Annotated in this window: 19 protein-coding genes; 11 read left to right on the forward strand and 8 right to left on the reverse strand. The window is 63.5% G+C overall.

Features of this window, described 5'->3' with window-relative positions:
* The first annotated feature begins 6 nt into the window (after positions 1-6).
* The gene (locus tag LAD35_RS18055; RefSeq protein WP_224150330.1) at positions 7-1,341 is read left to right on the forward strand and encodes a glycerate kinase type-2 family protein; all 1,335 of its coding nucleotides are present in this window, start codon (positions 7-9) and stop codon (positions 1,339-1,341) included.
* 71 nt (positions 1,342-1,412) lie between these two features.
* Here the strand turns inward: LAD35_RS18055 and LAD35_RS18060 are convergent, their stop codons facing one another.
* Positions 1,413-2,330, reverse strand: coding sequence for a LysR family transcriptional regulator (locus LAD35_RS18060; RefSeq protein WP_224150331.1), 918 nt, complete (start codon positions 2,328-2,330; stop codon positions 1,413-1,415).
* A 197-nt stretch (positions 2,331-2,527) separates the two neighbouring features.
* On the opposite strand from LAD35_RS18060, the gene gcl reads away from it, so the two are divergent.
* From gcl to LAD35_RS18095, 7 genes are all read left to right on the forward strand, one after another.
* Positions 2,528-4,318: a glyoxylate carboligase gene (gene gcl, locus LAD35_RS18065; protein ID WP_224150332.1), complete on the forward strand. Its 1,791-nt coding sequence runs from the start codon at positions 2,528-2,530 to the stop codon at positions 4,316-4,318.
* A gap of 29 nt (positions 4,319-4,347) precedes the next feature.
* Positions 4,348-5,151 carry a hydroxypyruvate isomerase gene (hyi, locus tag LAD35_RS18070; RefSeq protein WP_224150333.1) on the forward strand — a complete coding sequence of 268 codons (804 nt, stop codon included), beginning with the start codon at positions 4,348-4,350 and terminating at the stop codon, positions 5,149-5,151.
* A gap of 54 nt (positions 5,152-5,205) precedes the next feature.
* On the forward strand, positions 5,206-6,120 hold the full coding sequence (gene glxR / locus LAD35_RS18075) for a 2-hydroxy-3-oxopropionate reductase (protein ID WP_224150334.1): 915 nt from the start codon (positions 5,206-5,208) through the stop codon (positions 6,118-6,120).
* 159 nt (positions 6,121-6,279) lie between these two features.
* Positions 6,280-6,969: a helix-turn-helix transcriptional regulator gene (locus LAD35_RS18080; protein ID WP_224150335.1), complete on the forward strand. Its 690-nt coding sequence runs from the start codon at positions 6,280-6,282 to the stop codon at positions 6,967-6,969.
* A gap of 104 nt (positions 6,970-7,073) precedes the next feature.
* A complete protein-coding gene (locus tag LAD35_RS18085; protein WP_224150336.1) occupies positions 7,074-7,727 on the forward strand; it encodes a glutathione S-transferase family protein in 654 nt (217 codons plus the stop codon).
* Between the two features lie 174 nt (positions 7,728-7,901).
* Positions 7,902-9,119, forward strand: coding sequence for a type II secretion system inner membrane protein GspF (gspF, locus tag LAD35_RS18090; RefSeq protein WP_224150337.1), 1,218 nt, complete (start codon positions 7,902-7,904; stop codon positions 9,117-9,119).
* A 69-nt stretch (positions 9,120-9,188) separates the two neighbouring features.
* Positions 9,189-10,088 (forward strand): 5'-nucleotidase, encoded by a 900-nt coding sequence (locus LAD35_RS18095; RefSeq protein ID WP_224150338.1) that lies wholly within the window; start codon positions 9,189-9,191, stop codon positions 10,086-10,088.
* A 119-nt stretch (positions 10,089-10,207) separates the two neighbouring features.
* Here the strand turns inward: LAD35_RS18095 and LAD35_RS18100 are convergent, their stop codons facing one another.
* From LAD35_RS18100 to LAD35_RS18115, 4 genes are all read right to left on the reverse strand, one after another.
* Positions 10,208-12,328 carry a TonB-dependent receptor domain-containing protein gene (locus LAD35_RS18100; RefSeq protein WP_224150339.1) on the reverse strand — a complete coding sequence of 707 codons (2,121 nt, stop codon included), beginning with the start codon at positions 12,326-12,328 and terminating at the stop codon, positions 10,208-10,210.
* 226 nt (positions 12,329-12,554) lie between these two features.
* Positions 12,555-13,070 (reverse strand): hypothetical protein, encoded by a 516-nt coding sequence (locus tag LAD35_RS18105; protein ID WP_224150340.1) that lies wholly within the window; start codon positions 13,068-13,070, stop codon positions 12,555-12,557.
* Between the two features lie 119 nt (positions 13,071-13,189).
* Positions 13,190-13,687, reverse strand: a complete 498-nt coding sequence (locus tag LAD35_RS18110; RefSeq protein ID WP_224150341.1) for a cyanophycin metabolism-associated DUF1854 family protein — start codon at positions 13,685-13,687, stop codon at positions 13,190-13,192.
* A 24-nt stretch (positions 13,688-13,711) separates the two neighbouring features.
* Complete coding sequence (locus LAD35_RS18115) at positions 13,712-16,060, reverse strand: cyanophycin metabolism-associated ABC transporter (protein WP_224150342.1); 2,349 nt, start codon at positions 16,058-16,060, stop codon at positions 13,712-13,714.
* Positions 16,061-16,292: 232 nt separating this feature from the next.
* Here LAD35_RS18115 and LAD35_RS18120 point away from each other — a divergent pair, with 232 nt between their 5' ends.
* The 3 genes from LAD35_RS18120 to LAD35_RS18130 all read left to right on the forward strand — a co-directional run bounded on the left by LAD35_RS18120 (position 16,293) and on the right by LAD35_RS18130 (position 21,770).
* Entirely contained in the window at positions 16,293-18,473 is a 2,181-nt protein-coding gene (locus LAD35_RS18120; RefSeq protein WP_224150343.1) for a cyanophycin synthetase, read from the forward strand.
* 95 nt (positions 18,474-18,568) lie between these two features.
* Positions 18,569-21,148: a cyanophycin synthetase gene (cphA, locus tag LAD35_RS18125; RefSeq protein ID WP_224150344.1), complete on the forward strand. Its 2,580-nt coding sequence runs from the start codon at positions 18,569-18,571 to the stop codon at positions 21,146-21,148.
* Between the two features lie 133 nt (positions 21,149-21,281).
* A complete protein-coding gene (locus LAD35_RS18130) occupies positions 21,282-21,770 on the forward strand; it encodes a CreA family protein (protein WP_377779915.1) in 489 nt (162 codons plus the stop codon).
* Between the two features lie 52 nt (positions 21,771-21,822).
* On the opposite strand, the gene LAD35_RS18135 is transcribed toward LAD35_RS18130, so the two are convergent.
* The 3 genes from LAD35_RS18135 to LAD35_RS18145 are packed head-to-tail and all read right to left on the reverse strand — an operon-like array spanning position 21,823 to position 24,730.
* Positions 21,823-22,641: a M55 family metallopeptidase gene (locus LAD35_RS18135; RefSeq protein ID WP_224150345.1), complete on the reverse strand. Its 819-nt coding sequence runs from the start codon at positions 22,639-22,641 to the stop codon at positions 21,823-21,825.
* 3 nt (positions 22,642-22,644) lie between these two features.
* A complete protein-coding gene (locus tag LAD35_RS18140) occupies positions 22,645-23,715 on the reverse strand; it encodes a DmpA family aminopeptidase (RefSeq protein ID WP_224150346.1) in 1,071 nt (356 codons plus the stop codon).
* Entirely contained in the window at positions 23,708-24,730 is a 1,023-nt protein-coding gene (locus LAD35_RS18145; RefSeq protein WP_224150347.1) for a Bug family tripartite tricarboxylate transporter substrate binding protein, read from the reverse strand. Before LAD35_RS18145 ends, LAD35_RS18140 begins: the two co-directional genes overlap by 8 nt.
* Positions 24,731-24,790 lie beyond the last annotated feature (60 nt).

Consider the following 24,790-nt stretch of genomic DNA (forward strand, 5'->3'; position numbering starts at 1 on the left):
CACACCATGAACAACGCACCGCACCCCGTGCTGGCCGATCCCCGCCGCGATCCCCAGCAGTTTCTTCTGGACCTGTACCGCACCGCTGTGCAGCGCGCGCAGCCCCTGCACAGCATGGCGCAGCATCTGCCAAAGCCACCCAAGGGCCGCACGGTGGTGCTGGGCGCGGGCAAGGCGGGCGGCTCCATGGCCCAGGCACTCGAAGCGCTGTGGCCAAAAGATGCACCGCTGTCAGGCCTAGTGGTTACGCGTTACGACCATATTCCGCCGCGCCCGCAAGGACTGCCCCAGCGTCTGGAAATCGTGGAAGCTGCGCACCCCGTACCCGATGCGGCAGGCCTTGCCGCAGCCGAGCGCATACTGGCGCTGACCGAAGGATTGACGGCGGATGATCTGGTGCTGTGCCTCATCTCAGGCGGTGGATCGGCCCTGCTGACACTCCCAGCCGAAGGCATTGATCTGCAGGAGAAGCAGCGCATCAACAAGGCCCTGCTCGAGAGCGGTGCCGCCATCAGCGAGATGAACTGCGTGCGCAAACACCTCTCACGTATCAAAGGCGGTCGCCTCGCTGCCGCCTGCCACCCGGCCAAGGTGGTAACGCTGACCATCAGCGACGTGCCCGGTGACGATCCCTCGATCATCGCCAGCGGCCCCACGGTGCCCGATGCATCGACCTGCGCAGATGCTCTGGCCATCCTGGATCGCTACCAGATCAGCGTGCCCGACTCCGTGCGTGCCGCGTTGGAAGATGGAACACTGGAAACGCCCAAGCCTGGCGATCCACGCTTTGCAGGCCATGAAGTCCACCTGATCGCCACGCCCCAGCAATCGCTGGACGCCGCAGCCGCAGCCGCGCGCTCGGCCGGTATCGCCGCCCATGTGCTGTCGGACGAAATCGAAGGCGAATCACGCGAAGTAGGCAAGGTGCATGCCGCCATGGCGCGCGCCGTAGCCCGCCATGGCATGCCATTTGCACGGCCCTGCGTCATTCTCTCGGGTGGCGAAACAACGGTGACCATCCGCCCCCGCCAGCCTGGCGCCGCCAAGGGGCGCGGCGGCCGCGCGGGGGAATTCTGCATGGGCCTGGCGCAAGCACTACAGGGCCAGGAAAAGGTCTGGGCCCTGGCCGCCGATACCGACGGCATCGACGGCGTGGAAGACAATGCCGGCGCACGCGTGGCACCAGACACCCTGCAACGCGCAGCAGCCATGAGTCTGCGCATCAGCGACCATCTGGACCGCAACGATGCCTATGGTTATTTTCTGGCACTCAATGACCTCGTGGTGACCGGCCCCACGCATACCAACGTCAACGATTTCCGGGCAATTCTGGTGCTTTGATTGCTTTAATTTTTATAGCAATGAGCGCTTGATTGAAAAGCGCCTCAAAGCATCACGCCCTTCAAATCCCGCTAGCCACCATTGGGCAGATTCTCCCACCAGGCAGCATCGAAGGTGCCTTGCAGAAACGCGATGAACGACTGCACCTTCTGCGGTACAAGGCGCGGCGACGGGTAGACGGCGTGGATCTCCTGCTCGGGCAGGCGGCAGGTCTTGAGCACCTCGACCACACGGCCGTCTTTCAGCGATTCATGCGCCACATAACGCGGCAATGCCGCGATACCCATGTGCGAGCGCGCGGCAGCCAGCAAGGCCGATAAGTTATTGGAGCGCAAGCGCCCCGTCACAGGTACCGAGACCGGCTCACCACTGGCATTGCGCAGCCGCCAGATATCGTTGCCCTGCACGCTGCTGTAGATCAGCGCGGAGTGCTCTTTCAGATCGGATGGCCTGCGTGGCGTTCCATGCTTGCGCAGATACGATGGCGACGCCACCAGCGTCCAGGGGTTCACGCCCAGCATGCGCGCGCCCAGCGAAGAATCTGCCAGCTTGCCCAGGCGCAGTGCTACATCAATGCCATTGGCCACCAGATCGGTGTAGCGGTCCTCAAAGCTCAGGTCCACCTGCACCTGGGGGTTGTGCTTCATGAATTCCATCGCCAGCGGAATCAACACGCGTCTCCCGAAGGCGACCGAGCTGCCAATGCGCAACTGGCCTTGCACCTGCGTCTGCCGCACCTTGACCACGTTCTCGGCCTCGGCCACATCACTCACGATGAGCTTGCATTTTTCGTAGTAAAGCGCGCCAGCCTCGGTCAGGCTCACGCCGCGCGTATTGCGGTTGAGCAGGCGTACCTTCAACCGCGCCTCCATGGCCGCAACCTGCTTGGTCACGGTGGGTTGGGTGGTGGAGAACTCCTGCGCCACCTTGGTGAAGCTGCCGGTCTCCACCACGCGCACAAACATGTGCATGGCATCGAGTCTGTCCATGATTTTGTCTCCTTGAAGTGTTCTGCCCGAACCGCGCGCAATGCCGCCGTTGCACCTGAACGCAGATGCTGGCGGCGCGGCGCTCCAAGCGAAACGCTCTTATCTATTCTTGAGTGGAATAAATTTTATGGTCTGCATGCGCCTTCCGGCAAGCGTTTGTCTTCAATACAGTCAATCCCAGTTGTAAAGGAGACCTCATGGCCAAAATGAAAGCAATCGAAGCCGCAGTCCGCGTGCTCGAAAAGGAAGGTGTGACCGTTGCATTCGGCGTGCCCGGCGCTGCAATCAATCCGCTGTACGCAGCAATGAAGGACCACGGCGGCATCGGCCACATCCTGGCCCGCCACGTCGAGGGCGCGAGCCACATGGCCGAAGGCTATACCCGCGCCGTCGCAGGCAACATCGGTGTGTGCATCGGCACCAGCGGCCCGGCGGGTACCGACATGATCACCGGCCTGTATTCGGCCAGTGCCGATTCCATCCCGATCCTGTGCATCACCGGCCAGGCACCACGTGCCCGCCTGCACAAGGAAGACTTTCAGGCCGTAGATATCGCATCCATTGCCAAATCCGTCACCAAGTGGGCCACCACTGTGCTGGAGCCCGCCCAGGTGCCACGCGCCTTCCAGCAGGCGTTCCATCTGATGCGCTCCGGCCGCCCCGGCCCCGTGCTGATCGATCTGCCCATCGACGTGCAACTGGCAGAGATCGAATTCGACATCGACACCTACGAGCCACTGCCTGCTTACAAGCCTGCTGCCTCGCGCAAGCAGGCCGAGAAGGCCATCGAAATGCTCAACACATCCGAGCGTCCCTTGATCGTCTCCGGCGGCGGCGTCATCAATGCCGACGCGGCCGACCTGCTCGTGGAGCTGGCAGAAACGCTGAACGTGCCCGTAATCCCCACACTGATGGGCTGGGGCACCATCCCCGACGACCACCCATTGATGGCAGGCATGTGCGGTCTGCAAACCAGCCACCGCTATGGCAACGCCACCATGCTGGCATCGGACTTCGTGTTCGGCATCGGCAACCGCTGGGCCAACCGCCACACCGGCTCGGTCGATGTGTACACCAAGGGCCGCAAATTCATCCACGTGGACATTGAACCCACCCAAATCGGCCGCGTGTTCGCGCCCGACTATGGCATCGTCTCCGACGCCAAAGCGGCGCTGGAGCAATTCGTTGCCGTGGCCCGCGAATGGAAAGCTGCGGGCAAGCTCAAGGACCGCAGCGCCTGGGTCTCCGAGTGCCAGGGCCGCAAGAACAGCGTCGAATACCTGCGCAAGACCAACTTCGACAATGTACCGATGAAGCCTCAGCGCGTGTACCAATGCATGAACCGCTCGCTGGACCGCGACACCACCTATGTATCCACCATCGGCCTGTCACAGATTGCAGGCGCCCAGTTCCTGCACGTGTACAAGCCCCGCAACTGGATCAACTGCGGCCAGGCAGGCCCACTGGGCTGGACCACGCCTGCCGCCCTGGGTGTGCGCGTGGCCGATCCCAAGCGCAAGATCGTGGCCCTGTCCGGCGACTACGACTTCCAGTTCATGATCGAGGAGCTGGCCGTGGGAGCGCAGTTCAAGCTGCCCTACGTCCATGTGCTGGTCAACAACAGCTACCTGGGTCTGATCCGCCAGGCGCAGCGCGCCTTCAGTATCGACTACTGCGTGCAGCTCGCCTTCGACAACATCAACATGAGCGAGGATGAGGCCGCGCGCGGTTATGGCGTGGACCACGTCAAGGTCGTCGAGGGCCTGGGGTGCAAGGCCATCCGCGTGCACCGTCCCGAAGACTTTGCCCCCGCCATGCAACAGGCCGAAGCCTGGATGGCCGAGCACCAGACACCGGTCGTCATCGAATGCATTCTGGAGCGCGTGACCAATATCGCCATGGGCACCGAAATCGACAACGTGGTCGAGTTCGAGGGTCTGGCCGCAGGCAAGGCCGATGCCCCCAGCGCGCTCGCCCTGCTGGATTGAACGTTCCCCTTTTTCACTGGAGTTTTGCCATGCCCCGTTTTGCTGCCAATCTCAGCATGCTGTTTACCGAGGTACCCTTCCTCGAGCGTTTCGAGCGCGCCGCCAATGCAGGCTTTGAAGCTGTCGAATTTCTGTTTCCCTATGCCCACACGGTCGAAGAAATACAGGAGCGGCTCAACGCCACAGGCCTGCAGATCGTGCTGCACAACCTGCCTGCGGGCGACTGGGATGCGGGTGAGCGCGGCATCGCCTGCGACCCCAGGCGCGTGGATGAATTCCGCGCCGGTGTGGCCAAGGCCGTGACCTATGCCCACGCACTGAGCGTGCCTCAGCTCAACTGCCTGGCCGGCAAGGTACCGGCAGGTGTGGACGCAACCACGCTGCGCCGCACCTTCGTCGAAAACCTGCGCTTTGCCGCCGCAGCGCTCAAGATGGCCAACCTGCGCCTGCTGGTCGAACCCATCAACCCGTTCGACATTCCCGGCTTCTACCTGAACCGCACGGACCAGGCGCTGGACATTCTGGACGAAGTGGGCGCCGCCAACGCCTTTGTGCAGTACGACATCTACCATGCCCAGCGCACCGAAGGCGAACTGGCAGCCACCCTGCAAAAGCATCTGGCCCGCATCGGCCACGTGCAGTTGGCCGACAACCCGGGCCGCAACGAGCCGGGCTCGGGCGAGATCAACTACCCCTTCCTGTTCTCGCACCTGGACCGCATCGGCTACACCGGCTGGGTCGGCTGCGAGTACAAGCCCGCCAAAGACACCGAATCCGGGCTGCGCTGGATCGAGACTGTTGCAGGCCAGAAATGCGCTGCCGTGGCCGCCTGATAAGCGCCATCCACTATAGAAATTGATATTCAAGAAAACCAAGGAGATCTCTTCATGAATGCAACGCCCCTCAAGCTCGGTTTCATCGGCCTGGGCATCATGGGCGCACCCATGTGCAGCCACCTGATCGCGGCCGGCCACCAGCTGTTCGTCAATACCCGAGGCAAGATGCCTGCGAACATCGCTGAAAGCAGCGCGACCCAATGCACCACCGTGCGCGGTGTGGCCGAGCGGGCGGACATCATCTTCGTGATGGTGCCCGACACGCCTGATGTCGAAGAAGTCCTGTTCGCCGAAGACGGCCTGGCTGCAGGCCTCAAGGGCAGCACAGGCAAGATCGTGGTCGACATGTCCTCCATCTCGCCTGTTGCCACCAAGGAATTTGCCAAGCGCATCCAGGCCCTGGGTGTTCAGTACCTGGACGCGCCCGTCTCCGGTGGCGAAGTCGGCGCCAAGAATGCCACGCTGTCCATCATGGTCGGTGGCCCGGACGCCGCCTTCGAGCGCGTCAAGCCGCTCTTTGAGAAGATGGGCAAGAACATCACGCTCGTGGGCTGCAATGGCGACGGCCAGACCGCCAAAGTCGCCAATCAGATCATCGTGGCACTGAACATCGAGGCGGTGGCCGAGGCATTGCTGTTCGCATCGCGCGCTGGCGCCGACCCTGCCCGCGTGCGCGAAGCGCTGCTGGGTGGCTTCGCTTCTTCGAAGATTCTGGAAGTGCACGCCGAGCGCATGATCAAGCGCACCTTCGACCCGGGTTTCCGCATCGCGCTGCACCAGAAGGATCTGAACCTGGCGCTCTCCAGCGCACGGCAATTGGGTGTATCGCTGCCCAACACGGCACAGGCGCAGGAGCTGTTCAACAGCTGCGTGGCACATGGCGGCGCAGGCTGGGACCATTCGGGCCTGGTGCGCGCACTGGAGATCCAGGCCAACTTCGAGATCGGGCAGAAAGCGCCCGCATAAAACACCCGTTGGCATTGCGAGTGAAAGGCCGGCTGACAGAGTCGGCCTTTTTTATGGCAAGCGTGGCCCGGAAGGAAACCGCTTCTTCGACGAGTGCTGGCCAGGCTTTTTTGCGCCTCTCTCCACAGCCCCTCGGCACAGGCGCGCTATGCTTGCGCCATGTCCCGTTCTGCCCGTCTACTGCAACTGCTCGATCTGCTGCGCCGCGCGCGCCAGCCACAAACCGGGCCAGCATTGGCCCAGACCCTGGACATCAGCCTGCGCACGCTCTACCGCGATATCGCCAGCCTGCGTGAACAAGGCGCTGCCATTGAAGGTGACCCTGGCGTGGGATTCGAGATGCGACCCGGTTTTCTGCTGCCGCCCTTGATGTTCAACGCCGATGAGCTGGAGGCCTTGCTGCTGGGCGCACGCTGGGCCAGCCTGCAGGCAGATCCTCACCTTGCCCGGGCCGCCGAAGCTGCCATGGCCCGCATCCGAACCGCGCTGCCGCTGGACTTGCGCATTGCCGTTGACACCAGCGGACTGCTGGTGCCCAATATGCATGAGACTCCTGCGCCAGAGGCTTGGCAGGCCGCGCTGCGCCGCGCCATCCGCGCCGAGCACAAGGTAGTGCTGCACTACCAGGACCAGCATGGCACCTTGACCGAGCGCCTGGTATGGCCCGTGGCCATGGCCTATTTTGAGCGCAGCCGGGTCGTCACCGCCTGGTGCGAGCTGCGCCAGGCGTTTCGCCATTTCCGCGCCGACCGCGTGCACCACCTTCAAGACCTGGGTGAGCGTTACCCAGAGGCGCGCCAGCACCTGATCCAGCGCTGGCTGGCCGAGACGGGTTACACGCTGGATTAGAAGACGCTGAGGCTCCGAGAACCTGTTCACTGCTGACAAAAACTGTCAGCGCCTCTTTCTACATTGCCTGCATGGCAGCTTCGCCATGACGACAAGGACATACCGTGAACGCTCACAACCCCGCTCCACTTCGCTTTTTCTACCACCCCCAATCGCGCGCCCGCATCGTACGCTGGATGCTGGAGGAATGCGGCGCCACCTATGAGCCCGTGCCACTGGAATTCGGCACCACAATGAAGGCGCCGGAGTACCTGGCGCTCAACCCCATGGGCAAGGTACCCGCACTGCAGCATGGCGACACGGTGATCACCGAGACCGCCGCCATCCTGGCCTACCTGGCCGATCTGTTTCCACAAAAGCAATTGGCTCCAGCGCTCGGCGATCCGGCACGCGGCACCTACTACCGTTGGCTGTTTTTCGTGGCGGGGCCGGTGGAAGCCGCCATCACCGCCAAGGCCGAAGGCTGGCTGGCCCAACAGACGAACGAGCAGGCCCTACGCGCCGGCTTTGGCCGTTTTGACGATGTGGTTCGCAGCCTGCAGCTGGCCGTCCAGGGCAAGCGTTATGTGTGCGGCAACCATTTCACCGCTGCTGACCTGTGCCTTGCCAGCTACATCGGCTGGGGCATGATGGAAGGCAGCCTTCCGTCTCTGCCTGAGTTCAAGACCTACGCCGAGCCCCTGCTGCAGCGCCCGGCCTCGCAGCGCGGCGACGCACTGGACGGTCCCATGGAGACCGAAGCGTCCGCTGCGGTCTAACGCAAAAGCGGTTTCGCCGCCCGGTTGGTGCGCGCCAGACCATCTAAATTGATAGCAACCGGCATCGCTTGACCATGCAACCTGCGCATGTGGAGCGATGCCATCGCCGTGCCATGGGGATCAGGCACAATAGACCGGATGTGGCCGGTGCCACCTTGTTCCACTCAGCCACCCATGCCAGCTTTTTCGTACGAAGTTCTAGACGCCCAGGGCCAGACCCGCAAGGGAATGATCGAGGCCGACAGCGCCAAGGCAGCACGCAACCAGCTGCGCGCCCAGGCCATGGTGCCGCTCGTGGTCGAGCCCACCTCCGGCAGCGACGACACGACGCCCGGTGTGGCGCGCAGCCGCCGTTCGGTCTTCAACGCCACGGGGCTGGCGGTCTGGACGCGTCAGCTCGCAGGCCTCATCAGTTCTGGCCTTCCGCTGGAGCGGGCGCTCACCGCGCTGATGGAAGAGATCGACAGTGAACCGCAGCGGCAACTGGTGGCCAGCCTGCGGGCCGAGGTGAATGGCGGATCAACCTTTGCCAATGCTCTGGGGCTCTACCCCCGCGATTTTTCGCAGATCTACCGCGCCGTGATCGACGCAGGCGAGCACAGCGGCCACCTCGACCGTGTGCTGGAGCGCCTGGCCGACGACCTGGAGGAGCGCGAACAGCTCAAGAACAGCCTGGTGGGCGCAGCGCTCTACCCAGCCATCGTCACCTGCTTTGCCTTTGTGGTGGTGATGGTGCTGATGAGCTATGTAGTGCCGCAGGTCGCCGAGGTATTTGCCGGAACCAAGCACGCGCTGCCGATCCTCACCCGCATCATGCTGGCCTTCAGCGAACTGATCCGCCACTGGTGGTGGCTGGCGGCTGGTGTGGCGGTAGTAGGCACGGTGATGCTGCGCCTGTCGCTGCGGCAGCCGCATTTTCGACAACGTTTTGATGCGGCATGGCTGCAGTTGCCCATCGTCGGTAAGCTGGCCCGCAATTACAACGCGGCGCGTTTTGCCTCCACGCTGGCCATGCTCAGCAACGCTGGCGTGCCCATTCTGAAAGCCCTGCAGGCTGCTGCGCAGACCGTGAACAACCAGGCCATGCGCCAGGATGCCATCGACGCGCTGGACATGGTGCGCGAAGGCGCGCCGCTGGCATCGGCCCTGGCACAGAAAAAGCGCTACCCTGCGCTCCTGTCCATGTTTGCCCGCCTGGGCGAGCAGACTGGCGAGTTGCCGCAGATGCTGCAGCGCGTGGCCAACCAGCTGGCGGGCGATGTCAAGCGCCGGTCGATGCGCCTTGCAACCATCCTGGAGCCGCTGCTCATCGTCGGCATGGGCATTGTTGTCGGCATCATCGTGATGGCAGTGCTGATGCCCATCATTCAGCTCAACCAGTTTGTGCGCTAGCGCATGCGGCGCTGTGCGGCCTTATCTGTCGCACCGCATTTTTAGCCCCCTGAGTCCGTAGAGAACCCTATGCCCGTCACGCTCGATAACAAGCTCGTCGTTGCCATCTCATCACGGGCGCTGTTCAATTTTGAGGAAGAGAACCTCGTGTTCGAGCAGGGTGACGACCGCGCCTATGTCGCGCTGCAGATGCAGAAGCTGGACGTACCTGCACCTCCGGGCGTGGCGTTTTCGCTGGTCAAGAAGCTCCTGGCTTTCAACAGCGGCACCGACCAGAAGGTGGAAGTGGTACTCCTGTCGCGCAACGATCCCGTCAGCGGCATGCGCGTGTTCCGCTCCTGCAAGGCGCATGGGCTCGACTCGATCCAGCGCGGAGTTTTCACACAAGGGCGTGATCCATTCAGCTACCTCAAGCCGCTGGGCGCGCACCTGTTTCTCTCCGCCAATGCAGTGGATGTGCAGCAGGCGCTGCAGCTGGGTTTTCCAGCGGCGCGCGTGCTGACCGAATCGGTTCAGGCGCACGACGGCCATCCGCATGAAGTACGCATTGCCTTTGACGGCGATGCCGTGCTGTTCTCCGACGAAGCCGAGCGCGTCTACCAGGCCCAGGGCCTGGATGCTTTCCAGCGTCACGAGATCGAGCGCGCCTCGCACCCGCTGCCCGATGGCCCTTTCAAACCCCTGCTGGCCGCCCTGCACCGCCTGCAGCAAGATACGCAGAGCCAGATGCGCATCCGCACGGCCCTGGTGACGGCGCGCAGCGCGCCAGCCCATGAACGCGCGATCCGCACCCTGATGGACTGGAACATTGGCGTGGACGAGGCGATGTTTCTGGGAGGCCTGGCCAAGGGAGAGTTCCTGCGCGAGTTCGAGCCGGATTTCTTTTTTGACGACCAGACCGGCCACGTCAACAGTGCCGCACGCCATGTGCCCGCCGGCCATGTGAGCAGCGGGATTGCCAACACCTGAGGGCAGAAGCTGGCGCCGCCCTCGGCTTGCTGCTCTGCCCGCATGAGAATGAATGAAAAGAGCCACCGGCAGCCTCACAGAAGGCGCTGGCAGCTCCTTTTCAATGGCAATTCAAGCCATCAGAACTGTTTGACGAACCCCACGGTCACCGAGCGGCCCCGCAGCGGCGCTGCGTTCTTGATGTACGAGGTGTGCGCATACGCGAGCTTGTCGGTCAGGTTGTCCACCTTCAGGTAAGCCTGCCATGGCGAGCCGTCGCTGGCGCGGTCGTGGTAGCTCAGGCGCCAGCCCAGCATCCCGTAACCGGGCGTTTCGGTTTCGTATTCCGCCACCTTGTTCTGGCGTTTGACGAGCGTCCATTCCGCTTCGCTGCGCCAATGCTCCCACTGGCCCGCCAGCCGCAAGCCGACGCGTGCGGGAGACAGGCGCGGGATGTGGCTGCCGTCATCCAGCCTCGCGTGCACCATATCACCCCAGACCGTGGCTCGCCAGTTGGCATTGATCTTGTGCTGCACCTTGGCTTCCAGCCCGGTAAAGGTGGCCGTCTGCTGGCTGTATTGCAGCAGTTGCAGACCGTCTACCGCGTCCAGCGTCTTGCCGTAGATGTAGTTGGCAATGTGGTTGCGGTAGAGGTTGACACTGGCAATGGTATTGCCCTGGGAATCGAATTTGCGCTCCAGCCCCAGATCGATGTTGTTGGAGCGCTCGGCGCGCAGCCTCGAATTGCCCAGCTCGTAGGTGGCCGTTGCCATGTGCAGGCCATTGGCATACAGCTCTTCGGCGGTCGGCATGCGGGTCGCGGTGGTGAGATGACTCGTCAGGCGCCAGCCGGGGGCGAAGCGCCAGCCTGCTCCTATCGACGCAGAAGTGCCGTGGTGGCTGCGGCGCTCGCCACCGCCAGCCTCGTCGGCATCGACACTCTGCCAGTCATGGCGCACTGCGGCTTCAACGCTGACATCGCCAAACCGCTGCTGCTCCATCAGGAACAGGCCATTCTGGCGGGTAACGGTAGGCTGGAGATAGGCTTCCTCTCCTACGGCGCTAAAGCGCCGGCGTGAGGTTTCCAGGCCAAACACGCCCGTCCATCCGGCAATGGGCTCGTGCACGGCTTCCAGGCGCAGATCGTGCGCACGGTTGCGGAAGGTGGTGGCCACTGCTCCATCCTCGACCTCGTCGTGCTTATAGTCCGTGACACCGCCGCGCAGGCGCACGGCACTGATCCCTGCAACAGGGTTGCGCCACTCGCCGCGCAGATCGTAGCGCTCACTCTTCAGGCGCACCACGGGTACATCGCCGCTTTCATGGTCGTGGTCATGATCTTCATGGTCGCCGTCGCCATGGTCATGCCCGCCGCAGTGCAGGTGCAGGCCATGCAGGTGGCAGCCTTCAATACTATGGTTGTGGCCAGGCAGGCCATAGTTTGCCGTCTGCCGCGTGTAGGCCGCGCCCAGATAGCTGCCGTCGTCTCCAATCCAGGAGAGGCCAACGCTGCCATCATTGCCTCGCGAGCGGCTGCCTGCCACCTTGCCTCCGCCTTCCCAGCCGCTGCCGACGCGGTAATCGTGCGCATTGCGGGCCATGCCCTCGGCATGGATGGCGAAATTGCCGCTGCCGCCGGTCACCGACACGGCTCCTGCTGCACCCGCACCGCCTGTGCCCGCGCGCATTTCGACCTGGCCTTCATAGCCTTTTTTCGGCACGCTGGTGGGAATCTTGTCGTCCAGCACATTGACGACGCCGCCAATGGCTCCCGCGCCATAGATCAGCGCCGATGGGCCGCGCAATACCTCGATCTGCCGCGCCAGCATGGGTTCGGTGGTCACCAGATGGTCTGGACTGACGGTAGAGGCATCCTGGATCGCCGCGCCGCTTTGCAGCACCTTGACGCGCGCACCGTCCATGCCACGGATCACCGGACGGCTCGCCCCTGCGCCAAAGTGGGTTGCCTGAATGCCCGGCTCCCCTGACAAGGTATCGCCCAGGTTGGCGCCCCGGCGTTGTACCAGCTCGTCGCCGGTCAGCACATCGGCAGGCGTGGTCAGGTCATCCACGCTGCGCGCCAGTGCATCGGCCTGCACCGTCACCTGGCCCAGCGTGACCTCTTCGGGGGCTTGCTGCGTGTCCGCAGCGTTTTGTGCAAACACGGCCGTACTGGCGCACAGCGCAGCCACTGCAGCAACGATGGCCGGTTGCGCCAGACTCGCCGTGAAGGAAGAAAAGTATTTGGAAGAATAAGACATGGCATGCCCAAGGGCTGCGCGCCCGCATGCAACGCCAGCGGGCAGGCAACCAAAGATAGAAAGAAACGGCCTGTTGCGCCTATGAATGAAGCGCTTTAAGCTACAAATTAAATAGCATCAACCCATTTCAGATCAAAGGATCGCGCGGGTACACAACACACTCCCGTTGCCGCGGCCCAGCAAAAGCCTGGCCCGGCTGGCGCATTCAGCAGCGCAGATACCTGATTCAGAAATGGAACAGCGCCGTGGGCGGGCCACGCGCAAAGAACAGCGCCGGGCTCTGGCGCAACAGTACGGCCCCCATGCAGGCATTGCGCACGGGTGCAAACAGGAAGGTATGCAAGGCCGTGGCCACACCGGCCATGGCGGGCCCCAATGCCAAGTGGTGAAAAAGCTCGCAGTCAGCGCTGCCGTGCGCGCCAAACCAGCGCTCGATACCGCTTGTCGCCGGGCTGTCGGCCACCGGGTTGTCGGCCACCTTTTTATCTGCGGCGGGCCAGGAGCCATCTGCAGCGGCTTGGGCAATACCAGGCACGGGCAAGCTAGGCGCACCAGCGTCGTTCTTCCACGCCTCCAACGCTGCCCCCGCGCGCGGCGCATGCGCTACCTGGTGCATCTGGCCAAGCATGGCCATGAACACCTGCAAAGCGCAGCAGGCCAAGAGCCAACGCACGCAGACCGCACGCACCCGTCCATTGGCCTGCCGAGCCATGAAGCAGCGGGTTGGGTGAAGGCGGAACATGGGGTGGACTGCGCGTTGTAAACCGACAATTATTGCAACATCGTTGCATTATTCCACATCGCGGGCATGAAAAAGGCCTGCATGGCAGGCCTGGGTGGATATATAGCGGCGGCAAGTACTTACAAGAAGCGCTCCAGCAGCTTGCGCGACGCCTTGTCAAGCCTGGTGGTGTCGGGCAGTTTGTAGTGAATGCCGTCTGCCGACGTGATCAACAGGTTCTGTCGGCTGCCGAGCTTGCGGATGTCTTCTTCCGCCTTCAAGGTCATGCGTACCGGGCCACGGTCGGTCTCGACCTCCCAGATGCTGGGCACGGAGAAGGTAGAGACACTGAGGATGCGCTCGATCAGCGGCTGGAACTCGCGCGCGGCCAGGTCTTCATCGAGCAAGGCGCGCGCTGCAGTATCAACGGCGTCCAGATCGGGAATCCACAGTGCTTCCTTGCCGTCTTCGGCAATCAGCGAAATGCCATGCACCGGGGCAGACAGCGGAAAGGCGCGTACCGGGTTGACCACGGCACTGGTTCCGTCTTCCTTTTGCAGCACCAGGCGCCCAAAGGGGTTGCGCGTGAGCGGCATTGGTGCTGCCACCTGAGCGGCAGGGGTGAGGTTCGTATTCATACGGGTACTTTCTGCGCCGGATGGTCAGGCGTTGTCGTTCAGCGACTCGGCATTCGTTTTGGGAATCGCCTGCACGTCGTAGGTTACGCCAGCGGCGCGCACCGTCACCACGCCTGCGGCTTCGGCATCTTCTTCGGCGCGGCGGGCCTGGGCCATGTACAGGCGCCAGTAGGCACCTTCCTTGGCCATCAGTTCGTCGTGCGGGCCCACTTCCACAATCTCGCCGCGGTCCATCACCACCAGGCGGTCGGCCTTGCGCAGGGTAGACAGGCGGTGGGCAATCGCAATCGTAGTACGGCCTTGCACCAGGTTGTCCAGCGCACGCTGGATTTCCTTTTCGGTTTCAGTATCGACCGCAGACGTTGCCTCGTCAAGAATCAGGATGCGCGGATCGATCAGCAGCGCCCGTGCAATCGAGATACGCTGACGCTCACCACCCGACAGGCCCTGGCCGCGCTCACCCACGAGCGAGTCGTAACCATGCGGCAGGCGCAGGATGAATTCGTGCGCATGGGCAGCGCGGGCGGCAGCCACGATCTCTTCGCGCGTGGCGTGCGGCTTGCCATAGGCAATGTTTTCGGCAATCGTGCCAAAGAACAGGAACGGCTCCTGCAGCACCAGGCCGATGTTGCTGCGGTAATCCGACACCGCAATGCGGCGCACATCCACGCCATCGAGCTGGATCGAGCCATCGGTCACGTCATAGAAACGGCTGATCAGGTTGACCAGCGTGCTCTTGCCCGAGCCGCTGTGGCCCACCAGGCCAATCATCTCGCCGGGCTTGATCTGCAGGTTCAGATCCTTGATGACCGAGCGGCTGCCATAGCGAAAGCCCACGTTCTCCATGGTGATCGCGCCCTGCACCTTGCCCAGCTTGACCGGGTTCGCCGGGTCGGGCACGTTGCTCACATGGTCCAGAATGTCGAAGATGCGCTTGGCGCCAGCGGCTGCCTTCTGTGTGACGGAGACAATGCGGCTCATCGAATCCAGCCGGGTATAGAAGCGGCCGATGTAGGCGATGAAGGCCGTCAGGATACCGACCGTGATCTGCTCGTTGGCCACCAGGTAGATACCGAATGCCCAAACGATGAGCAGGCCGATCTCGGTCAGCAGCGTGACCGTGGGGGTGAACAGCGACCAGGTCTTGTTGACGCGGTCGTTGGCCTCCAGGTTGACCTGGTTGGCGTGGGCAAAGCGGTCGGCTTCGCGCTGTTCCTGGGCAAAGGCCTTGACCACGCGGATACCCGGAATGGTGTCGGCCAGCACATTGGTCACCTCGGACCAGACACGATCAATCTTCTCGAAGCCGGTGCGCAGCTTGTCGCGCACGGTGTGGATCATCCAGGCGATGAAAGGCAGCGGCACCAGCGTTACCAGCGCCAGCCAGGGGTTGATCGAGAACAGAATGACCGAGGTCATCACGATCATCAGCACATCGGTGGCGAAATCCAGCGCGTTGAGCGACAGGAACAGGTTGATGCGGTCGGTCTCTGCGCCAATGCGCGCCATCAGGTCGCCCGTGCGCTTGCTGCCGTAGAAATCGAGCGACAGCTTCAGCAGGTGGTTGTAGGTGGTGGTGCGCAGATTGGCGCCGATGCGCTCGGACACACGCGCCAGCACAAAGGTGCGCGCCCAGCCCAGCACCCAGGCCACCAGAGCAGACACCAGCAAGGCCCCCAGGTAGAACATCACCAGGCTTTTATCGATCTTTTCGCCGTTCTGGAACGGAATCAGGATCTTGTCCATCAAAGGGATCGTCAGGTACGGCGCCACCATGTGCGCGGCGGTGGACAGCAAGGTCAACACAAAACCCAACAACAATTGCATTTTGTAGGGCTCGGCAAACCGCCACAGGCGCAGCAGCACCCAGCTGGAGGTGGGTGCGTTGTTCTGGCGAGCGCAGGCCGGGCAGTCTTCGGCATCAGGGGGCAACAGGGTGCCGCATACCTGGCAGTGGGCGCGTTCATCCTCCAGGTGCTGGTAAGCCTCATTGCGCAACAGGCGCTCGCGCTGCTGCTCGAATTTCTGCACCAGCCCCAGCACGGCGGTCTGGTGGGTCAGGGTCATGCGCCACAGGCCCAGGCGCTGTGTGGTGTCGTGCAGTTCCAGATTACCTACACCGCCATGGTCATAGAAGCGTACGCTCAAATCCGTAGCAAGCGCCCACTCGCTCCACTGCCGGGTCGTGGGATCGGCCACCAGAACCCGCTGTGACGTCAGGGCGATCAGACCGCTGGCAAAACGCAAATCAGCCCCCAAGTCAACGGGAGCGACGGCTAAGACGTTTTCTTGGTTATTGAGCTTGGCTCGCAGTTCGGCCCCCAAAGGGCCAGCAAAGAATGCTGAAGCATCCGCGGATTGGTGATTTTGCATATAGCGTTGTTTTTCCCCGCCCTCGGCGGTCGCAGCTGCCCGGCGTTGCTGCCGGCAGGCCGCTTATTATTGCGGCGATACGGAATGACGTTGGCACCCGTCCATCTCCCCATTAACGCATGACCATGCATTTGGGCTGACAGCCCACCGCCTTGCCCGATTTGGGCGCACAATGCATTCCCATCGACGGCAATTCTCCAGAATTGTTACCAATGTTTATCCGCTGATTGATATGGCGAAATTCAACGACATCCAACTCTTGCGCACAACTTTCCTGCGTGGCCCCAGCGTCTGGACCTACCGCCCGGTACTCGAGGTCTGGCTTGATCTGGGAGAGCTGGAAGACTATCCGTCCAACAAGATTCCCGGCCTCAATGAACGCCTGACCAGTTGGTTGCCCGACCTGATCGAGCACACCTGCGGTGTCGGCGAGCGCGGCGGCTTCATTCAGCGCCTGGAGGGCGGCACCTGGATGGGCCATGTGCTGGAGCATGTGGTCATTGAACTGCTGAACCTGGCGGGCATGCCTGCCGAGTTTGGTCAGACGCGCGAGATCTCCAGGCGTGGCGTTTACCGCATGGTGTTCCGCTGCCCCGAAGAAGCCGTAGCCCGCGTAGCGCTGGAGCATGGCCACAAGCTGCTGATGGCGGCCATCAACGATGAGCCATTCGATCTCAAGCCCGCCGTACATGCCATCAAGACGGCGATCAATGACCGCTACCTCGGCCCGTCGACCGGCTGCATCGTCGATGCCGCCAGCGAGCGCCGCATTCCCCATATCCGCCTGAACGATGGCAACCTCGTGCAGCTGGGCTATGGCGCTGCACAGCGTCGCATCTGGACGGCTGAATCCGACCAGACCAGCGCGATTGCCGAAGGCATTGCCCAGGACAAGGATTTCACCAAGCGCCTGCTGACCGCCTGTGGCGTACCTGTGCCGGAAGGCCAGATCGTCGCATCGCCCGAGGAAGCCTGGGAAGTGGCACAGGACATCGGCTTCCCCGTCACCGTCAAGCCATCGGACGGCAACCACGCCCGTGGCGTGACGCTGGAGCTGTCTGAAGAAGCAGACATCAAGGCCGCTTTTGCGCTGGCAGAGCCTGAAGGCTCGGATGTCATTGTCGAAAAATTCATCGACGGCGTGGAACACCGCCTGCTGGTGGTGGGCGACAAGGTCGTCGCCGCCACCAAGGGCGAAACCGTGAGCGTGTACGGCAATGGCAAGGCCACGCTGCGCGAGCTGGTTGCCGTGCTGAACCAGGACCCGCGTCGCGGCCCCGAGCAGGAATACCCGCTCGACTGGATCAACCTGGAAGCCGGCGCCGTCAAGCTGGAACTCAACCGCCAGCATGTCACCCCGGACAGCGTGATTCCCCAGGGCCAGGGCGTGCTGCTGCAACGCAATGGCAACATGGCGATCGATTGCCTGGACGATGTGCACCCCGACGTGGCGTACTACGCCGTATTGGCGGCAAAGATCGTGGGCCTCGACATCGCTGGCATGGACATGATCCTCAAGGACGTCTCCCAGCCCATGCAGGGCCAGGGCGCGATCCTGGAAGTCAACGCAGGCCCGGGCCTGCTCATGCACCTCAAGCCCACCAGCGGCGCGCCGCGCCCCGTGGGCATGGCGATTGCCGATCACCTCTTCCCGCGTGAAGACGGGCCTGGCGCTGGCCGCATTCCCATTGCAGGCATCGTTGGTACCCGCAACAACGCCTTCATCGCACGCCTTGTGGGCTGGCTGCTGCAACTGTCGGGCAAGGCCACCGGCGTTGCCAGCAGCGAAGGCATGTTCATCGCCAACCGCCAGACGCAAAAGACCGATACCGGCAACTGGGCTGGTGCCCATCGTCTGCTCACCAACCGGCTGGCCCAGGCCGCCGTCATCCAGACCACGGCCCGCTCCATCCTCGAAGAAGGCCTCGCCTACGACCGCTGCCTGGTCGGCGTGGTCACCGACATGGATGGCTACGAGCAACTGGCCGACCACGATGTGCTGGAGCCCGGCCAGATGCGCCGCGTGATGCGCACCCAGATCGATGTGGTGCTGGACGAAGGTGCAGGCGTGCTGAACGCCGACCTGCCCGAAGTGGCCGACCTCGCCGAACTGTGCGACGGCGAAGTGATCCTGTATTCGACTGATGCCGGCAACGAAGCCGTAGCCGCCCACCGCGCCAACACCGAAGCCCAGCACGAAGGTGGCCGCGCCGTGTTCGTCAAGGGCAACAACGTGGTGCTGGCCACCGGCACGCAGGAACGCGTGCTGGGCACGCTCGATGCCCTGTCGCTGCCCGGCGGCAAGAAGCCCGATACCCCTGCGCTGCTGGCTGCGATTGCAACGGCCTGGGCGCTCGATATCACGCCCGATCTGATCGGCGCGGGCATCAAGACCTTTGAATACCAAGTTTGAGGTTGCACCTCAATTGCTCCTATAAATATAGCTGTTACCGCTTCCCCCATAAGCGAAAATCAATAAATAGCTTGATATTCAGCTGAAAGAACACTATGCAGATCACCCGCACCCGAGCCCTGCGTGGCCCCAACCTCTGGACCCGCAGCACCGCCATCGAAGCCGTCGTGCACTGTGACGACAGCGAACTGCTGTACACCGCCATGCCCGGCTTTGAAGAAAAGCTGCGCGCGCGCTTCCCCACCATTGGCACGCTGCAGCCGCATGGCGCGGCCCAGCAGCTGTCACTGGCCTATGTGCTGGAGCGCGCTGCCCTGTCGCTGCAAGCCCAGGCTGGTTGCCCCGTTACCTTCAGCCGCACGCAGGAGACCGTGGAACGCGGCACCTTCCAGGTGGTGGTTGAATACACAGAAGAAGCCGTGGGCAAGCTGGCCATGGAAAAGGCCGAGGCGCTGATCCAGGCCGCACTGAACGACACCGCCTTCGATGCGGATGCCACGATTGCCCAATTGCGCGAGTTGGACGAAGACGACCGCATTGGCCCCTCCACGGGTGCCATTGTCGATGCCGCCGTCGCCCGGGGCATTCCGTTCCGGCGCCTGACCACCGGCTCGCTCGTGCAGCTGGGCTGGGGCTCGAAGGCCCGCCGCTTCCAGGCGGCAGAGCTCGACTCCACGAGCGCCGTTGCTGAATCGATTGCGCAGGACAAGGACCTGACCAAACGCCTGCTGCATGCCGCTGGCGTGCCCGTGCCCATGGGTCGCCCCGTGGTCGATGTGGAAGACGCCTGGGCCGTGGCCCAGGAAGTGGGCCTGCCTGTCGTGGTCAAGCCGCAGGATGGCAACCAGGGCAAGGGCGTGGTGGTCAACATCACCACCCGCGAAGGCCTGGAAGCTGCCTACAAGGTGGCAAGCGAATTTGGCGATGAAATCCTGGTCGAGCGCTTTCTGCCCGGCCACGACTTCCGCATGCTGGTCGTTGGCGGCCAGCTGGTGGCAGCGGCCCGCCGCGAGCCGCCCCAGGTGCTGGGCGACGGCCAGCACACCATCCGCGAGCTGGTGAACATCGTCAACCAGGACCCTCGCCGCGGCTCGGGCCATGGCACGGCGCTCACCAAGGTTCGCCTCGATGACATCGCCATCGCCCGCATCGCCAGCGAAGGCCTCACACCAGACAGCGTGCCCGCCCAGGGCCAGCGCGTGGTGCTGCGCAACAACGCCAACCTGTCCACCGGCGGCAGCGCCACCGATGTGACCGACGATGTGCATCCCGAGATCGCCGCACGCGCCATTGAAGCCGCCCAGACCATCGGCCTGCACATCTGTGGCGTGGATGTGGTCTGCGAAACCATGCTCAAGCCGCTGGAAGAGCAAAGCGGCGGCATTGTCGAAGTCAATGCCGCCCCCGGCCTGCGCATGCACCTGGCGCCCTCGTTCGGCCGCCCGCGCAATGTCGGCGTGCCCATGGTGGACGAGCTGTTCGCCCCGGGCGACGATGGCCGTATTCCCGTGGTGGCCGTCACCGGCACCAACGGCAAGACCACGACCACACGCGTGATCACCCACCTGTTCACCTCGCACGGCTGGCGCACCGCCATGACCAACACCGATGGTGTGTGGGTCAACGGCCGCCAGATCGACAGCGGCGATTGCTCCGGTCCCAAGAGCGCCCGCAACGCCCTCGCCCACCCCGAAACCGATGCAGCCGTGCTCGAATGCGCGCGCGGCGGCATCCTGCGCGAAGGCCTGGGCTTTGACCGCTGCCAGGTGGCGGTCGTCACCAACGTGGGCGAAGGCGACCACCTGGGCCTGAACTACATCACCACCAAGGAAGATGTGGGCGTGCTGAAGCGCGTCATTGTGCAGAACGTGGCGCCTACCGGCTATGCCGTGCTGAACGCGGCCGATCCGCTCGTGGCCGCCATGGCCCATGTCTGCCCCGGCAAGGTCATCTTCTTTGCGGCCGACCGCCACCACCCCGTCATGGCCACGCACCGCGCCCAGGGCAGCCGCGTGGTCTATGTGGATGGCGACAGCATCGTGGCCGCCGAAGGCTCGTGGCGCGAATCCATTCCGCTGCGCGAGATTCCGCTCACCCGCAATGGCACCATCACCTTCCAGGTGGAAAACATCATGGCATCCATCGGCGCCGCCTGGGCGACGGGCCTGCCCTGGCAGACCATCCGCCGCGGCCTCGCGGGTTTCTTGAGCGACAGCGACAATGCGCCTGCCCGCTTCAATGTGATGGATTACAAGGGCGCCACCATCATTGCCGACTACGGCCACAACCCGGATGCCATGCGCGCCCTGGTGCAGGCCGTGGAAGCCATGCCCGCCAAGCGCCGCAGCGTGGTCATCAGCGGCGCGGGCGATCGCCGTGACCAGGACATCATCGAGCAGACCCAGATCCTGGGCAAGGTGTTCGACGACGTGATCCTGTACCAGGATGCCTGTCAGCGTGGCCGCGAAGACGGCGAGGTGCTGGCCCTGCTGCAAAAGGGCCTGCAAGGTGCGCCGCGCACCAGCTATGTCACCGAAATCCACGGCGAATTCATCGCCATCGACCACGCGCTCTCGCGCCTGCAACCGGACGACCTGTGCCTGGTGCTGGTGGACCAAGTGGAAGAAGCGCTGGCACATCTGCGCAAGCACGTGGCAGAAGCCGCGCTGGCCTGAAAAACTGCGCAGCGACCGCGCTGCCCCCCAAGATGCCGGCCCGGCTGGCATCTGCTATAAAAATAAAATACAAAATCCTTGACAGATGCGCGATAGCGCAGATTTCAAGGATTTTTTACAGGAGTATTCGATGATGCGATTTGCCCCTTGCCTGCGCGCCATGCTGGTGGCCGGTGCCTGCGCCGCAGCAGGCCACGCCATGGCCAGCCCGGAGACCATTGGATCGGTGGATACGGTCTTCAAGCTGGTCGGCCCCGACCACAAGATCGTCGTCGAAGCCTATGACGACCCCCAGGTCAAGGGCGTGACCTGCTATGTCTCGCGCGCCAAGACCGGCGGCATCAAAGGCGGCCTGGGCCTGGCGGAAGACCGCTCGGAAGCGTCGATTGCCTGTGTGCAGGTAGGCCCCATCACCATCGAAAAGCCGATCAAGCAGCAGGATGAAGTCTTCAGCGAACGCACATCGCTGCTTTTCAAGCGCCTGCGCGTGGTGCGCATGGTCGACACCAGCCGCCACGCACTGGTGTACATGACCTATTCCGACCGTGTGATCGAAGGCTCGCCCCAGAACAGCGTGACGGCGGTGCCGGTGCCCGCTGCGGTACAGATACCCATACGCTGACCAACGCAGTTGCTGCTGCGCGAGACGCCTTTGTACATCTTCGTATATTGGCCTAGCGCAGCATCGACGACATGGCTGACAGGCAGTTGACCATGCGCACGGCAGATTCGATCTCGGGCGCGCTGAAGCGTACGGTGCAGCCATCCACACGCTCCAGCGTCGGCCACTGGCAGAACAGATCGGCCATGCCGGGCGAGGTGGCGGTGATCTCCACCCGCACCGGGCTGGCGGCCAGGAGCGGCTCGCACTGCGCGCGTTGCGTCAGCGCCAGCACCACCCCTTCACGGATCGCGGCCTGAGACTGCTCGGGCGACAGGCTGATGCCGCTTGCGTGGCCCGTGGCGCGCTTGGTCTGCACAAACACGGCGCAGGGAAAGAGGGCCTCGTTTTCTGCGCGCAGCACATCATCGCCTGCCAGCATCACCACCGGCGCGCCATAGGCACCGGCCAGCGCACCGTAGATATGGGCTTCGCTGGCTGTCTGGCCGTTGATACAGACCCGCGCAAACGCAAAACCATTGATGGTGTGCGCCAGAATGCCGCGCCCCTGGGCGCGCGAGTGGTAGCCCACCATGCACACCGCATCCACGCCCAGCTCCACACCGGCCACCATGCTCAGGTAACGCGGCTTGCCTTGAATCACCTGCGCCCGCGCATCCAGCAGATCGGGCGGCATATTGCGAAAGCCGCCGTGCGAATCGTTGACGAACACCTCGGTGGCCCCGGCTGCAAAGGCGCCATCAATCGCCGCATTGGCCTCCTGGGCCATCCAGCGGCGGGCACGCTCATACTCGGGGTTGCCCGCACGCACCTGTTCGGCGTGGTAGACACCGGCCACGCCTTCGATATCAACAGAAATCAGTACTTTCATTGCTCAGTCTTTCCACAGATCCTGCCAGCCCCAGCGGCGATGGCCATCGCGCCCTTGCACCGTCTGCGCATGCCACATCGCATGGTAGATGGCCTGCTCCACGGCGTCGGACGCGGCGCGGAACAGCGGATCGAGCTGCGCCTCGTGCAGCATTGCCACGGCGGGCATGGGTTCGTTCACATCGGCGGGCTGCGTATAGGCACAGCTGAACGCCAGCGCAATATCGCCGCTGCCGTGGCCATAGCAGGAGCCGGTATTCGCCAGCCCCGCAGCAGCGCGCCGGGCCACACGGCTGAGCTGGCGGCTGTCCAGCGGCGCATCGGTGGCCAGCAGCATGATGATGCTCCCCTTGTCCACACCATCGCCGGGCGCGGCCTGCTGCTCCTTGGCCTGCAGGCGCTGCTGCAGTACCGCACCCACCGGCACACCGCCCCAGCGCAGGTCAGCGAGCTTGCCCATATTGGCCTGCACCAGCGCCCCCACGGTGTAGTGGCGGTCCGCTATTTCCACCACGCGCGAGGCCGTACCGATGCCGCCCTTGAGCTGAAAGCACGACATGCCGCGCCCCGCGCCCACTGCGCCCTGGGCCACCTCATAGGCGGCAGATTGCACGGCCTGGCGGTAGTGGTCTGCCGTCACCGCCATGCGCTGGATGTCGCTCAGGTAGCCGTCATTGCACTCCAGCACCAGCGCATTCACCGTGGGCAGGCTGCGGCCGCATTCGGGGTTGGCGGCAATGCACTCGGCAATCTGTGCCTGCACCACGGCCGGCACGCCAAAGGTATTGGTGAGTGCGATGGGCGTTTCAATCTGGCCCAGCTCGGCCAGTTGCACCAGGCCCGCACTCTTGCCAAAGCCATTGATCACCGCCAGCCCCGCTGGCAGCTTGTGCAAAAAGGGATTGGCCACCGGCGGCACCACCACCGTCACACCGGTTTGCAGGTCGCCTTGGGCAACGGTGCAGTGGCCCACGCGCAGGCCCGCCACATCGGTAATGGCATTGCGCGGCCCGGCGGGCAAATGGCCGACCCGGGGCACAGCGGCGCAGGCTGCCAGCAGTTGTGCATCAGTCAATGTGCGCCCCCGAATCCTGCACCACCTGCTTCCAGTAGGCCAACTCGGCAGGCAGCGCTGCCTTGAAGCTGCGCGGATCGGACTGCACGGGCTCTGCGCCCAGCCCCTTCAACCGCTCTGCCATGGCGGGCGTTGCCATCACCTTGGCGATGGCAGCGTGTAGCCGGGTGACGATGGCATCAGGCGTGCCAGCGGGTGCAAACAGGCCGTACCAGCTGGTGACCGCAAGATCCTTGCCCAGGGGCGCAATATCGGGGGCCAGCTGCGTCGGCTTGTCGGAGGCGACACCCAGCACGCGCAGCTTGCCGCTGGTCACAAAGGGCATCACACCGGGAAAGCTGCCGAACGTCATGGGCAACTGGCCCGCCACCACATCGGTGGCCGCAGCCGATGCGCCCTTGTACGGCACATGCAGCAGCTCGATCTTCTTCTGCTTTTTCAGCATTTCGCCCAGCAGGTGGTTGAGCGTGCCGTTGCCTGCCGAGGCATATTCCACCTTGCCCGGGTGGGCCTTGGCATAGGCCACCAGCTCGTCCAGCGTTTTGGCGGGGAATCTGGGGTTGACTACCAGCAGGTATGGCGCCACCGCCAGTTGCATGATGGGCGTGAAATCCTTGAGCGGATCAAACGGCACCGTGGTGTAGAGCGCCGGGTTGATGGTGTAGGCGCTTTGCGCTGTCACCAGGAAGGTGTAGCCGTCTGCCGCAGCGCGCGCCACCTGGCTGGTGCCCAGGTTGCCATTGGCACCGGGCCGGTTCTCCACCACCACGGGCTGGCCCAGCGAGTTCTCCAGGCCCTGCGCCACCGCGCGGGCAATCACATCGTTGGCACCACCGGGCGCCTGGGGCACGATGAAGGTGATGGGTTTGGCAGGCCAGTTGCCCACCGCCTGCGCCCAGGCCTGCGGCGCGCCAGCGAGCACAGCAGCGCCAGCGGCCACTACCAGCCACCTGCGCTTGAAGAAGAAAACAGCTGTTGACGAACGGCCAGTGCGCGCCACAACATCAAATTTCATAGCAAACTCTTTCGGTAGTTTTGAACTTGTTGGCAGCACCCTCCGGTTGCTGCGCAATGG

This window comes from Comamonas odontotermitis, from assembly GCF_020080045.1.
Taxonomy (GTDB): domain Bacteria; phylum Pseudomonadota; class Gammaproteobacteria; order Burkholderiales; family Burkholderiaceae_C; genus Comamonas; species Comamonas odontotermitis.

Excerpts from the sequence above, each read along its gene's own strand:
- LAD35_RS18055 (WP_224150330.1), top strand. The coding sequence starts at position 7 with ATGAACAACGCACCGCACCCCGTGCTGGCCGATCCCCGCCGCGATCCC.
- LAD35_RS18060 (WP_224150331.1), bottom strand. The coding sequence starts at position 2,330 with ATGGACAGACTCGATGCCATGCACATGTTTGTGCGCGTGGTGGAGACC.
- gcl (WP_224150332.1), top strand. The coding sequence starts at position 2,528 with ATGGCCAAAATGAAAGCAATCGAAGCCGCAGTCCGCGTGCTCGAAAAG.
- hyi (WP_224150333.1), top strand. The coding sequence starts at position 4,348 with ATGCCCCGTTTTGCTGCCAATCTCAGCATGCTGTTTACCGAGGTACCC.
- glxR (WP_224150334.1), top strand. The coding sequence starts at position 5,206 with ATGAATGCAACGCCCCTCAAGCTCGGTTTCATCGGCCTGGGCATCATG.
- LAD35_RS18080 (WP_224150335.1), top strand. The coding sequence starts at position 6,280 with ATGTCCCGTTCTGCCCGTCTACTGCAACTGCTCGATCTGCTGCGCCGC.
- gspF (WP_224150337.1), top strand. The coding sequence starts at position 7,902 with ATGCCAGCTTTTTCGTACGAAGTTCTAGACGCCCAGGGCCAGACCCGC.
- LAD35_RS18095 (WP_224150338.1), top strand. The coding sequence starts at position 9,189 with ATGCCCGTCACGCTCGATAACAAGCTCGTCGTTGCCATCTCATCACGG.
- LAD35_RS18100 (WP_224150339.1), bottom strand. The coding sequence starts at position 12,328 with ATGTCTTATTCTTCCAAATACTTTTCTTCCTTCACGGCGAGTCTGGCG.
- LAD35_RS18105 (WP_224150340.1), bottom strand. The coding sequence starts at position 13,070 with ATGTTCCGCCTTCACCCAACCCGCTGCTTCATGGCTCGGCAGGCCAAT.
- LAD35_RS18110 (WP_224150341.1), bottom strand. The coding sequence starts at position 13,687 with ATGAATACGAACCTCACCCCTGCCGCTCAGGTGGCAGCACCAATGCCG.
- LAD35_RS18115 (WP_224150342.1), bottom strand. The coding sequence starts at position 16,060 with ATGCAAAATCACCAATCCGCGGATGCTTCAGCATTCTTTGCTGGCCCT.
- LAD35_RS18120 (WP_224150343.1), top strand. The coding sequence starts at position 16,293 with ATGGCGAAATTCAACGACATCCAACTCTTGCGCACAACTTTCCTGCGT.
- cphA (WP_224150344.1), top strand. The coding sequence starts at position 18,569 with ATGCAGATCACCCGCACCCGAGCCCTGCGTGGCCCCAACCTCTGGACC.
- LAD35_RS18130 (WP_377779915.1), top strand. The coding sequence starts at position 21,282 with ATGCGATTTGCCCCTTGCCTGCGCGCCATGCTGGTGGCCGGTGCCTGC.
- LAD35_RS18135 (WP_224150345.1), bottom strand. The coding sequence starts at position 22,641 with ATGAAAGTACTGATTTCTGTTGATATCGAAGGCGTGGCCGGTGTCTAC.
- LAD35_RS18145 (WP_224150347.1), bottom strand. The coding sequence starts at position 24,730 with ATGAAATTTGATGTTGTGGCGCGCACTGGCCGTTCGTCAACAGCTGTT.